General features: G+C 60.0%; 12 protein-coding genes. 1 reads left to right on the forward strand and 11 read right to left on the reverse strand.

The annotated features are described in order from the left end of the window. From GE543_RS22100 to GE543_RS22135, 8 genes are all read right to left on the reverse strand, one after another. Positions 1-1,355, reverse strand: a 1,355-nt coding sequence (locus GE543_RS22100; protein WP_153222400.1) for an LLM class flavin-dependent oxidoreductase, incomplete at its 3' end; no start/stop codon positions are given. After that, positions 1,355-2,560: an SfnB family sulfur acquisition oxidoreductase gene (locus tag GE543_RS22105; protein WP_153222380.1), complete on the reverse strand. Its 1,206-nt coding sequence runs from the start codon at positions 2,558-2,560 to the stop codon at positions 1,355-1,357. The genes GE543_RS22105 and GE543_RS22100, both read right to left, overlap by 1 nt. A 25-nt stretch (positions 2,561-2,585) precedes the next feature. Next, positions 2,586-3,758, reverse strand: coding sequence for an SfnB family sulfur acquisition oxidoreductase (locus GE543_RS22110; protein ID WP_371927228.1), 1,173 nt, complete (start codon positions 3,756-3,758; stop codon positions 2,586-2,588). Between the two features lie 537 nt (positions 3,759-4,295). Then, positions 4,296-5,015 carry a hypothetical protein gene (locus GE543_RS22115; RefSeq protein WP_003414192.1) on the reverse strand — a complete coding sequence of 240 codons (720 nt, stop codon included), beginning with the start codon at positions 5,013-5,015 and terminating at the stop codon, positions 4,296-4,298. Positions 5,016-5,594: 579 nt separating this feature from the next. Next, the gene (tcyN, locus tag GE543_RS22120) at positions 5,595-6,338 is read right to left on the reverse strand and encodes an L-cystine ABC transporter ATP-binding protein TcyN (protein WP_046236781.1); all 744 of its coding nucleotides are present in this window, start codon (positions 6,336-6,338) and stop codon (positions 5,595-5,597) included. Between the two features lie 3 nt (positions 6,339-6,341). Next, complete coding sequence (gene tcyL / locus GE543_RS22125) at positions 6,342-7,010, reverse strand: cystine ABC transporter permease (protein WP_080343999.1); 669 nt, start codon at positions 7,008-7,010, stop codon at positions 6,342-6,344. Then, positions 7,007-7,813: a cystine ABC transporter substrate-binding protein gene (tcyJ, locus tag GE543_RS22130; RefSeq protein WP_046236782.1), complete on the reverse strand. Its 807-nt coding sequence runs from the start codon at positions 7,811-7,813 to the stop codon at positions 7,007-7,009. The genes tcyL and tcyJ overlap by 4 nt, the downstream gene beginning before the upstream one ends. A gap of 221 nt (positions 7,814-8,034) precedes the next feature. Then, entirely contained in the window at positions 8,035-9,033 is a 999-nt protein-coding gene (locus GE543_RS22135) for a D-cysteine desulfhydrase (protein WP_004409161.1), read from the reverse strand. A gap of 197 nt (positions 9,034-9,230) precedes the next feature. Between GE543_RS22135 and epsC the strand changes: the two genes are divergently transcribed. Beyond that, complete coding sequence (gene epsC / locus GE543_RS22140) at positions 9,231-10,184, forward strand: serine O-acetyltransferase EpsC (protein ID WP_003414200.1); 954 nt, start codon at positions 9,231-9,233, stop codon at positions 10,182-10,184. A gap of 12 nt (positions 10,185-10,196) precedes the next feature. Here epsC and GE543_RS22145 read toward each other — a convergent pair whose 3' ends face one another. From GE543_RS22145 to GE543_RS22155, 3 genes are all read right to left on the reverse strand, one after another. Further along, positions 10,197-10,904 carry an anti-sigma factor domain-containing protein gene (locus GE543_RS22145; RefSeq protein ID WP_153222382.1) on the reverse strand — a complete coding sequence of 236 codons (708 nt, stop codon included), beginning with the start codon at positions 10,902-10,904 and terminating at the stop codon, positions 10,197-10,199. Continuing rightward, on the reverse strand, positions 10,901-11,467 hold the full coding sequence (locus GE543_RS22150; RefSeq protein WP_003341462.1) for a sigma-70 family RNA polymerase sigma factor: 567 nt from the start codon (positions 11,465-11,467) through the stop codon (positions 10,901-10,903). Before GE543_RS22150 ends, GE543_RS22145 begins: the two co-directional genes overlap by 4 nt. Positions 11,468-11,570: 103 nt before the next feature. Beyond that, positions 11,571-12,104, reverse strand: coding sequence for a DUF3455 domain-containing protein (locus tag GE543_RS22155; RefSeq protein WP_003365928.1), 534 nt, complete (start codon positions 12,102-12,104; stop codon positions 11,571-11,573). Between the last annotated feature and the right edge of the window lie 69 nt (positions 12,105-12,173).

The raw sequence follows: 12,173 nt of genomic DNA on the forward strand, positions 1-12,173 counted from the left end.
ATATGTCGGTGTGCCGCCCCCGCATGCCGTTGCGGTAAACGGTCGGTGCCTTGCTGAAACAGTTTTTTGCGCAAGGTGCCGTCTTCGTAAGCGGTTTTGTATGACCCGCGGCGTTGCAGTTCCGGGATCACCAGGTCAATGAAGTCCTCGTAACTTTCCGGGGTGACGATGCGGGTCAGGTTGAAGCCGTCCAGGCCGGTTTCCTCGATCCAGGACTCCAGTTCGTCGGCGACCTGTTCGGGCGAGCCGATCAGGGTGATGTAACGGCCGCCCAAGGCGTGTTGGTCGAGCAGTTTCTGGCGCGTCCAGTCGTTGTTTTTCAGGTTTTTGGTCGCGGACTGAATGGCGTTGTTTTTCACGTACTGAATGGGCTCGTCCAGTTCGTACCGGGAAAAATCGATGCCTGTAGACGCTGCGAAGTGCGCCACGCCGGCTTCGGCGCTGGCATGGCGGCGGTATTCGGCGTGCTTCTCCCGAGCCAGTGCTTCGGTGGCCGCGACGATCACGTTCAGGCCCATGAACACCTTGATGTCCTCCGGGTTGCGCCCGGCCTGCACGGCACTGGCGCGCACCTTGTCGACCTGCTCGCGGGTCGCTGCCTTGTTCTGCCCGCTGATGAACACGCATTCGGCGTTCTGTCCGGCAAACTGCAGGCCGCGCTCCGAACTGCCGGCCTGAAACAGCACCGGCGTGCGTTGCGGCGACGGTTCGCAGAGGTGATAACCCTCGACCTGATAGAACTCGCCCTGGTGCCGAACCTTGTGCACCTTGCCCGGCTGGGCGTAGACGCGTTGCTCGCGGTCGTTGATCACGGCATCGTCTTCCCAGCTGCCTTCCCAGAGCTTGTACAGCACCTCCAGGTACTCGTCGGCCTGATCGTAACGACGGTCGTGCTCGTTCTGCTCGCTGAGGCCCATGGCCCGCGCCGCGCTGTCGAGGTAGCCGGTGACGATGTTCCAGCCCACCCGGCCACGGCTCAGGTGATCCAGCGTCGACATGCGCCTGGCGAACAGATAGGGCGCGTCGTAGGTCAGGTTGGCGGTCAGGCCGAAGCCCAGATGTTGGGTGACCCCGGCCATGGCCGAGACCAGCAGCAGCGGATCGTTGACCGGCAACTGGATCGCCTCCTTGAGGGTGACGTCCACCGAGTTCTGATAGACGTCATACACGCCCACGATGTCGGCGATGAACAGGCCGTCGAACAGTCCGCGTTCCAGCAGTTTCGCCAGCTCAGTCCAGTATTCCAGGCTGTTGAATTGCGTCGAGGTGTCCCGTGGATGGGTCCACAGGCCATGGTTGATATGGCCGATGCAGTTCATGTTGAACGCGTTGAGGAGGATCTTTTTACGCGCCATCAGATCGTCCCTCGCAAGGGAGGATGAGTGTCGTTGAGGTAGTAATTGCCGATGGCATAAAACTTCCAGCGTACCGGGTCGTGCAGCGTATGAACGCGCGCATTGCGCCAGTGGCGATCCAGACCGTGTTCCGCCAGCGTCGATTGGCTGCCCGCCAGTTCGAACAGCGTGCTGCCGGCTGCCAGGGAAATCTCCGTGCTGATGGCGCGTGCTTCGGCCACGGCGATCGATGCGGCGGCGACCTTCTCGGCATTGCTGTCGGCCTGAGCGACATCCAGAAACTCACCGGCGCGCTCGAGCAGTGCTTCGGCGGCATGCAGGCGAATACCCAACCTGCCGAAGCTGTGCAGCGTCAGCGGGTCGTCCACAGCCTTTTCGATGCCCGAATCGATCCACGGCCGGGTACGCGTCCGCACGAACGTCAGGGCGTCCTCGAAGGCCGCGCGGGCAATGCCGGTGTCGATCGCGGCGTGGAGAATCTGCGCCAGCGGCCCGACCGTGGTGGGGCGCTGGAAGGCGCTCTGGAACGGCACGACATCGCGGGCGCTGACATACACATTGTCGAATACCACCGAGCCGCTGCCCGTGGTGCGCTGCCCGAAACCGCTCCAGTCGTCGATGACGCTCAGCCCCTCGCTGTCATGCGCCACGAACACCAATTGCTGCACACCCTCGTCGTCAATCACCGAGGTGGGAATACGTTGCGCGTAGAGCGCGCCGGTGGCGTAGAACTTGCGGCCGTTGATGCGATAACCGTCCCCGTCGCGGCTCAGGCGAGTGGTGCGGTCATGTGCGGTTCTGGTGCCCAGTTCGGCCAGCGCATTGCCGAAGCGTACGCCCGCCAGTGCCTCGGCGTACAAGCGCGCCTGTTGTTGCGGACTGCCGTTCACACGCAGCACTTCCAGGGCGTAAAAGTGGTTTTGTGGAATTTGGCCCAGCGAGCCATCGGCTTCGGAAATCAGCTGGATCACCCTGGCCAGCGTGACATTGGAAACACCTGCGCCGCCGAAGGCTTGCGGCACACTGATGCCCCACAGACCGGACTGGCTGAACAGGTCGAGTTCGGCATGCGGCAAACGGCGCTCGCGATCGCGTTGCGCGCTGTCGGTTTTCAATTGCAGGGCCAGTTCGCGGGCTGCGTGCAGGGCCTGAGCGTCACTGGTGATCAGCGCTGCGTTAACGCGCGCTTTCGGGTTGAAACTCATGAAGGGTGTTCTCCAGTGGTCTGGTTCAGATCCAGGAATGGCGAGCAGGCAGGGTGCCGTTCAAATGCCAGGTGCCGACCGCGTGGTATTTCCAGCGCACCGGGTCATGCAGGGTGTGGACGCGTGCGTTGCGCCAGTGGCGATCGAGATTGAACTCGGCCAGGGTCGCGCGGCTGCCGGCCAGTTCGAACAGCTTCTCGCTGGCCAGTAACGAGATCTCGGTGGTCAGTACCTTGGCTCGCGCCACCGCGATGGAGGCGCGGGCTGCCGAGTGCTCATCGATAGGCGCAGCGCTGATCTCGTCGAGCTCCTGGCCGGCCTTGCGCAGCAGGGCTTCTGCCGCGTGCAGTTCGAGTTTCAGCTTGCCGATATCGGCGATCACGTAGAGGTCATCGCTGGCGCGCTCGACGTTGGCGTCGATCCACGGACGGGATTTCTCGCGTACAAAGGCAACCGCGTCGTCGATGGCGCCGCGTGCGATACCCGCGTCGATCGCGGCCTGGATCAGCTGCGAAACCGCGCCCTGAATGTTCGGCGTCAGTGACAGGCGCCAGTTATCGACCACCAGCGCGGCGTCCACCGGCACGTTGTCGAGCAGCACCGTGCCGCTGGCGGTAGTGCGCTGACCAAAGCCCGACCAGTCATCAACGATGCGCAGGCCCGGTTTGCCACGCTGGACGAAGGCCATGATCTGCCGCCCCTGGTCATCCAGCGCCTTGACCGCAACCCAGTGCGCGAACAGCGCACCAGTGGAATAGAACTTCTGTCCGCTGATGCTCAGGCGGTCGCCATTGGCGGTGATCCGTGCCTTGAGTTCCAGGGTGTTTTTGGTGCCACGCTCAGGGCCTGCGTTGCCGATGCGCCAACCGTCCAGCACGCTCTGGAACAGCGTTTTCTTCTGCTGCTCGGTGGCGCTGCCCTGCAGCAGGTGCAGAATGCCGAACTGGTTTTGCGGGATCTGTCCCAGTGCCGGGTCGGCAGCAGAAATGATCCGGAAGACTTCGGCCACCGTGACGAACGACACTTGCGGGCCGCCGTACGCGCGCGGGATGGAAATACTGCCCAGTCCGCTACGGGTGAACTGCTCGATTTCAGCCCATGGCAAGGCGCGTTGTCTGTCGCGATTGGCGGCATTGACCTGCGCGGCCGCTGCCAGGTCGTGGGCTGCTGCAATGGCTTGCGCGTCGTTTTGCAACACGGTGGCCTTCAGCAGGCGGGGTGCAACGTCAGGCTCTTGTGGAGCCTCGACGCTGTGGGGCGTTACCGGCGCCGGATCAGACTCGCGTCGCTCACCGTCAATCGATACGACCCTGGGTTTATCCACAGGGGTAGTTGTGAAAGGGACCATCGGAACCTCGTAGCAGTAGGCCGCATCAGATGCGGCTGGAAAACATCACGATGTCCGGTGGTCCGGTGTATATACCCTAAGCGTGTATAAAAGTTTTTAAAACGTGCTTTTTGGAATAAGCATAGACAGTTATTGTCAATTGCCACTGCCCGTTCGTGTACTCACCTTGCGTCACGCAGGATGTTAGGCGCCCGCGCAGAACCAAGTACGGATGAAACACGACGAATGCCTGAGCGACGTTGAACTTTCTTACACGCCTGGCCAATGTTTAATACAGGTAATGAGCGTGAATGAATAACGCTTCGTTTTTAGAGTGATCCGTGCGGTGCTGTCTATCAAACAGTATCGTTAGCGAAGCGGTGTATTCGACTTACCGTCCTCAGGCATTCAATGTCCCAGCGGTTGGATCCTTATTATACGGGGTGGTGCCCAGAGCGAGTTGTTGCCCACCCGGTCGATCACACAGTAACTCACTTCCAGCCGTTGCTCATCTCCGCCTTCGCGTATCAACTCAGGCGGTACAACCAAATCGACCGGCTCACCGATATCGTCGGCGGTGAGCGGCGGCAGGTCCATGCGCAGATCGCCCCAACGTATGGTGATCTCATCGTGAACAGCCATGTTCAGATAAGGCTCGATGGTCATCGGCAAGCCGCCTTCCAGGTGTCTGCGCGACAGGCCGTGGCGTATGACCGATGGCGCCACATAGAGCGGTGCCAGCCCCTGGTTTTCTTCCGTATTGGCGCTGACCAGTTGCCCTCCCGGTGCGTTGAGCTTGACCCATAGCTTGCGGCAGGGCGAGGTGACGGGCACTCCGCCGATCTTCATGACCCGGTAGTAGGTTCTCGCCTTGCCATTCTGCAGAAAGCTTTCCGGCACACGTAGGACGACAGGCTTGCCGACGTCAGATGCCTTCAAAATTGTTGACGCGACGTAACAGCCGTCCCAAAACAGTTCGATCAGATCGCCTTCTTCCATGCTGCCGTAGGGGTCCACATGAACGACGAGTTGAGAGGCGTTCCTCACGCCTATGCCATGTCGGCTGGCCAGCGGAACAGCAGGGATCGGCAAGCTCATAGGGCTGGCTTTGCAAGTGTTTTGACTCATGTCGGGGGTGCTCCTGGTAATCAATAGTTCAAGTAAAGATTCGTCATAAGTTGTCATGTTCAAGTAATAAAATGTGCGGTTCAGGCAGGGGGATAAGTACCTTAAATATCCAAGTTATGGCAAACATTACAAACGGTATGAAATGCGTGCTTGAAACTTTGCGGTCTCACTGGAATGAGCGACGTCAGTGAGCTAATGGGCTTTGCGGGCACTTGTCAATGTGCGAAGTGCATTTGAGGATTGTTTACTTGAAAACCGGAGACTTCCTACGCTGTATGTTTGGAACCGTTGACTCCTCACTAAACAACTGTCCTACCACAAAGTATCAATGGCAGCAGGCCGTAACCGACAGGACAATGCACGGAAGGGAAAGTCTGGAAAGACGGGCACACAGCGGCGCAGCCGGCTACAAATCCAGGCGCAAAACGGACGGATGCTAATTTTATTATTTCGATGATTTTTCGGAAAATTACGCGGGAATTCAGCAAGGATATTGAACGATTAATCCTTCCAGAAATGTAAGAAAAAAGCAGCGCCACGGAATGCACGCTGCTTTTTTGCGCAGGCTGATCGTCCTGATCAGGAGCGGGTACGCTCGAGAAACTGCCTTGTGCGTTCTTCTTTCGGGTTGGCGAACAGCGCTTTGGCTTCGCCTTGCTCCACGATCACCCCCTTGTCGATGAAGATCACCCGGTTGGCGACGTCCCGGGCAAAGCTCATCTCGTGAGTGACGATGACCATGGTGCGGTTCTCTTCAGCCAGAGCGCGAATGGTGGTCAGCACCTCGCCGACCAGCTCCGGGTCCAGGGCCGAGGTCGGCTCGTCGAACAGGATCACTTGCGGCTCCATCGCCAGCGCCCGCGCAATCGCCACGCGCTGTTGCTGCCCGCCGGAGAGGCGTCGCGGGTAAGCGTCTTCCTTGCCGCTCAGGCCGACCTTGGCGAGCAGCTTTCTGCCCAGCGCCTCGGCGGCTTCGCGGGCAATCTTCTTGACCACCACCGGGCCTTCGATGACGTTTTCCAGTGCGGTGCGATGCGGAAACAGATTGAAGTTCTGAAACACGAACCCGACCTGCTGACGCAACTGGCGGATCAACCCCTGTTGCTGGTTCATGGAACGGGTGCCATCAATCTCGATGTCACCGACCTTGATCCTGCCACTGTCAGGCGTTTCCAGCAGATTCAGGCAGCGCAGCAGGGTGGTCTTGCCCGAGCCGCTGGGCCCGATGATGGCCACCACTTCCCCGGCTTCGATACGCAGATCGATGCCCTTGAGCACCTCATTGCCCTTGAATGCCTTGGTGAGTTTTTCAACCACTATCATGTGTCAGGTCTCCAGATCGTGCCGGTTGACCCTGGCTTCCAGCTTGTTTTGCAGGTGCGAAAGCGCCGTGGCAAGGATCCAGTAGATCAGTGCAGCGGCCAGGTACATGGTAAAAATTTCGAAGGTGCGTGCGGTGATCAACTGCGCCTGACGGAACAGCTCCGGCACCTGGATAGTGGCTGCCAGCGCCGTGTCTTTGACCAGCGAGATGAAGCTGTTGCCCAGTGGCGGCAATGCGGTGCGTGCGGCCTGCGGGAGGATTGCACGGCGCATGGTCTGCCAGCGGGTCATGCCGATACTGGCAGCGGCTTCCCACTGCCCACGCTCCACAGAGCCAATGGCTGCGCGCAGAATCTCGCAGGCATAGGCGGCCATGTTCAGGGAAAAACCGATCAGTGCGGCGCTCAGCGGCTCGAGCTGGATACCCAGCTCCGGCAGCCCGTAATAAATCACGAACAGCTGCACCAGCAAGGGCGTGCCGCGAAAGAACGACACGTAGATGCGTGCTATCCAGTTCACCAGCTTGAAGCGCGACAGGCGCATCAATGCCAGGCCAAAGCCCAGCAGCAAACCGAAAAACATCCCGCCAATACTGAGGAAGACGGTGTAGTACGCGCCCTTGAGCAGGAAGGGCGCGGAGTCCAGCGCGAGCTGAAGGCTCTCTTCAATCATTTGGTGACGTCAGCGTCGAAGTACTTTTCCGACAACTTCTTCAGCGTACCGTCGGCACGCATCTTGTCGATTGCCTTGTCGATGGCCGCCAGCAATTCAGGCTCGCCTTTACGCAGGGCAATTCCCGATTCCTGGCGGGAGAAAGCTTCGCCTGCCGGCGCAAGTTCTTTCCTGGTGCCTTTGGTCTTGGCAGCCATTTCCAGGGCGGCCAGACGGTCAACGAGGATCGCATCGATACGACCTACGCTCAGGTCCTGGATCTTGCTCGGGTCATCGTCATAGGTTTTGACGATTGCACCCGGAACGTTCGCCTTGAGCCATTCTTCGTAGTTGGTGCCCAAACCTACACCGACCTTTTTACCCGTCAGGTCTTTGGCGGACTTGATCGCGTCTTCGTTCTTCTTCAGAACCAGCGCCTGAATGCCGGACACGGTGTAGGGTTCGGAGAAGTCGTACTTCTTCTTGCGCTCGTCGGAGATGGTCACCTGGTTGATCACCACGTCCAGACGCTTGGAGTCCAGAGCTGCCAGGATGCCATCCCATTTCGACGGCTGGATCTTGGCCTTCACACCCAGTTCCTTGGCCAGCGCTTCGGAAAACTCGACTTCGAAGCCGGTGAGCTTGCCGCTCTCATCCACAAAGCTGAACGGTGGGTAAGTACCTTCCAGGCCGACATTGAGCGTACCGCTGTCCTTGATTTTCTGCAGTTGCTCGCCAGCCATGGCTTGCCCGGCGATACCGGCGCTGAGCATCAAGCCCATTGCCGAGAAAAGAAACGTACGACGAATAGCGGAAATGTTCATGCGAGCCCCTTGTTGGTATGGAAGTGTCTGGCCATTTTCTGACCCGACTCAAGCAACTTCGTGCTGATTATTCAGCTTTTTTTTCAGGCAGTTACGTCAGGTGTAAGGTTAAGCGTTGTGGTCTGCCGGGCGCGACTATATAGCCATCTGCTTATGAGGAAAAATAACAAAAAAAGTTATTTCCCCTCTGGAAAGGCATAACAGCCACGTGGGCCGGAACGTCACTGGTCGAACGCATCCGGATAGGCAAACAGCGCTGGCGCACCGCCGGTGTGCAGGAAGATCAGCGGGCCGTCGTTGAAACGTTGACGGCCGATGCCATCGAGCAGACCGGACATGGCCTTGCCGGTGTAGACCGGGTCGAGCAACAGCCCTTCGTGACTGGCCACCAGCTTGATAGCTGACAGCGTGCCGGCGTTCGGTTCGCCGTACCGTGGCGCGAAATACTCATCCCACAGTTCGACCTTGAAGTGCTCAGGCAGCGCAACGCCGAGCAACTCTGCGGTGCGCTCGGCCAGGCCCTGAACCTTGGGCAGCTGTGCTTCTTCACTGCGCGACACGGTCACGCCGATGACCGGCAATTGCGGCAGTTCGTGAGCCAGTGCCAACGCCAGTCCGCTGTGCGTGCCGGCACTGCCGGAGGCCAGAACGACAGCCGCAAAATCGATACCGGTCTGCTTGATCTGCTCGGCCAGTTCCAGCCCGGCGCGCACATAACCCAGCGCACCTACCGGGCTTGAGCCGCCGATGGGCACCAGATAAGGCTTTTTGCCGCTGGAACGCAGGCGTGCAGCCAGGGCTTGCAGTTGCTCATCGGCGTTGTCGAGGTTTTCCACCAGCTCTACCTTGGCATCGAACAGCTCCAGCAGCAGGCGATTGCCGTTTTTCAGGTAACTGGGGTCTTCGGTGCCGATGGGGTTTTCCAGCAGCGCCACACAGCCAAGGCCCAGGCGCGCGGCCAGGGCCGCGGTCTGGCGGACATGGTTGGACTGGATGGCCCCGGCGGTGATCAGTGTGTCGGCACCCTGAGCCAACGCATCGGCGGCCAGGTACTCGAGTTTGCGCACCTTGTTGCCGCCCAGCGCCAGCGTGGTGGTGTCATCCCGCTTGATGTAGATATCACGGTCTGCCCAGATCGACAGGCGCTCGAGCTTTTCCAGAGCCGTTGGCGCGCTGATCAGGTCCAGGCGATTGAAGCGGGCAAGCTGATGTTTGATCATGGTGGTCGATAAGCCGTGTAAAGAGTCACCGGACTATAGGCAGACGTTTCTCGCACGGCAACTTATCTGTGCGCACGGCTCTCTTCGCGTATTCCGACAGAAATTGTTGTTCTTTTCGTCTGAATGTTTGCCGTAGAGTGGCAACAGCAGCGGCCCGAACTGTCGGTCGCCACCCTTCACATCAAGGAGAGTCAAGCGTGAGCGATATTCCAGAAGCATCCGCCGACGGCCGCTCCAGCCACTGGCAGTTGCAGCGCATCGTCAGCCAGTTGCGCGGCGCGCGTGAAGACTGGCGGGCTCGCAACAGGCGAGTGAGCGGTGAGCACGGTGGACGTGAGCTGCCTTCGCGTGCGGCCATGGGCGAGATTCTTGAAGCCTTGAGCGGCGCACTGTTCCCGATGCGCCTCGGCCCGGTGGACCTGCGCGAGGAAAGCGAGGACTTCTATGTCGGCCATACGCTGGATGTGGCGCTCAATGCGCTGCTGGCCCAGGCCCGGCTTGAATTGCGCTATGTGGCCCATCAGCAGGGTGGTGACCTGAAGAGCATCGACGCGCGGGCGCTCGAGCTGATTCAGGGGTTCGCCATGGCCCTGCCCGGTATTCGTCTGTTGCTGGACACTGACGTGCTGGCCGCCTATCACGGCGACCCTGCGGCGCGCAGTGTCGATGAAGTGCTGCTGTGCTATCCCGGCATTCTGGCGGTTATCCACCATCGTCTGGCGCATTATCTGTATCGCGCCGGTTTGCCGTTGCTGGCGCGCATCAGCTCGGAGATCGCCCATTCCGCGACCGGTATCGACATTCATCCGGGTGCGCAGATCGGCCCGAGCTTCTTCATCGATCACGGGACAGGCGTGGTGATTGGCGAAACTGCGATCATCGGCGAGCGGGTGCGGATCTATCAGGCCGTGACCCTGGGCGCCAAGCGCTTCCCGTCGGACGAGGACGGTCAACTGCAGAAGGGCCATGCACGCCATCCGATCGTTGAAGACGACGTGGTGATCTACGCTGGCGCGACGATTCTGGGGCGCATCACCATAGGTAAAGGTTCGACCATCGGCGGCAATGTCTGGCTGACGCGCAGCGTACCGGCAGACTGCAACCTGACTCAGGCCAACTTGTTGCAGCAGGACGACTGCAGCCGCAAGTAGGCTGCCTTCGCGTCAGATCACTTTCACCGCCCGGCCGATGAACTGAATCGGCCCGGTGGGTTTGCCGATTGGCGAGCCGGTGGATTTCTCCAGCGTCAGCTCGAACAACTGGTTGGGTTGCAGCGGCGGCAGTTTATCCAGCGGCACATGCAGGCTCTCTCCCGGCTTGACCAAGCCAAGCGAAACCGGGCCTTGCCAGTCGTCACCCTTGGTCCAGAACTCCAGCGCCTTGTCGGTCGGAACCTCGAACACGCCCAGCGGGATAAGCTGTATTTCCTGCGAGTTACTGGCCTGCACGACCCAGCCGGGAGCCTTGTCCTGCGGCCCTACGAGGACCACCAGATAAGACGGTTGCGCCGGTGCGCGGGTCAGCAGCGTCATGCCCAGTACCAGCGAAGCAGCCAGGCCTGCCCCGGCGAGGCCACGCCAGATCGACAGGTTGTCCCACCAGCGCACGCGCGGTCGTTGCGGCGTGTTGGCAGGCGCGGTCATGTCCAGCAGGTTACGTTCGATGCGACCCCACAGGCCGGGCGATGGCGTCACCGGTTCGGCCAGCTCGGTCAGGGGTAGCAGACGCTGCTCCCAGGCATCGACGGCAGCCTGCAGGTCGGGCTCGCGCGACAGGCGACGCTGTACGTCGAGCCGCTTCTGCACCGAGAGGGTTCCGAGTACATACTCGCCAGCCAGCTCGTGAATGTTGTCGTCTAAAGGCCGGGTCATCCCATGCACTCCCGCAAAGCCGTCAGGCTGCGCTTGATCCAGGCTTTGACCGTACCCAATGGCGCGCCAATTTTCTGCGCGATTTCCTGATGCGAATAACCGTCTACGTAAGCGTGAAAAATACAGTTTCGTCTTACTGGTTCCAGTTGCTCCATGCATGAAGTAATCCGTCCTGGATTGACCCGCCAATCGAAGGCATCGCCGATTTCCTGCCAGCCTTCCAGTGTCGCCTGTTCCTGATGATCTTCACTGCCGTCGTCTTCGACATGCACCTCGCGAGCCGTGTTGCGCAACGTGTTGAGCGCCAGGTGGCGGGTCACGCTGAAGATCCAGCCACGTGCCGAACCACGCGAGGCATCGAAGCTGGCCGCGTGGGACCAGATTTTCAGGAACGCGTCATGCACGATGTCTTCGGCCAGCGCGCGGTCACGCACCAATCGCTGAGCGACGCCGAGCAACCGGGCGCTTTCCTGTTGATAGAGACGCTGCAAGGCCTGCTTTTCACCGCGAGCGCAGGCCTGCAACGTGGCTTCGTAATCAAAGAGAGATTCGTGCGAAGACAAGATGATCCGCCATCGATGGAAGACTACTGCCTCGTTGACATCACGAGGCTCCCGCCCAGCAGCATAGCTTACTGTTGAGCGGTCACCCGGTAAGTGATGGCTATCAGCTCGCAGTCCAGAACAGGTAATCGGCCTGATACTTGACCACTTCCTTCGCGCCCTTGTTGCTCTCTGCGCAGGCTTTGGCCGGGGCAACGCCGCCTTTCAGGGCTACACGCTGAATGTACGTGACGCCGGTCATTGCGCCCTTGCCTTCGGCCGGGTTGGCCTTGACCAGCTGGTACGGCAGGTTGCCAGCGCTCGAAGGGGCCACAGCGACTTGAGTGCCGGTTATTTTGGAACCGTCTTTGGCTTCCCAGGTGGCGGGCGGGCCGTAGTAGGTGCCGACCTGTTTGCCGCTCTTGTCGTTGAGCACCGCTTTGGGGCCGACGAACGCCCACTCCATTTCATTGGGCATGTTGGCCTTGGCGCGGCACTCGTAGGTGATCTCGCCAACCCCGGTGGTTTGCATGCCGACCTTGTTGCCAGCCGGCACACGGACGCTTTCGGGGAGGTCGGTCTGAGCCATGGCAACAGACGACAGGCAAGTGAAGGCCAGAGTGGTACCAGCAAGGCAGAGCAAGCGTTTTGCGTTCATGCAGAAATCTCCAGAAGGTTTAACCGCGCTCAGCAACTCGAAGTGGCTGCTGAATGTACTACCCGTGAG

Source organism: Pseudomonas sp. SZ57 (assembly GCF_009495975.1).
Lineage (GTDB): Bacteria > Pseudomonadota > Gammaproteobacteria > Pseudomonadales > Pseudomonadaceae > Aquipseudomonas > Aquipseudomonas syringae.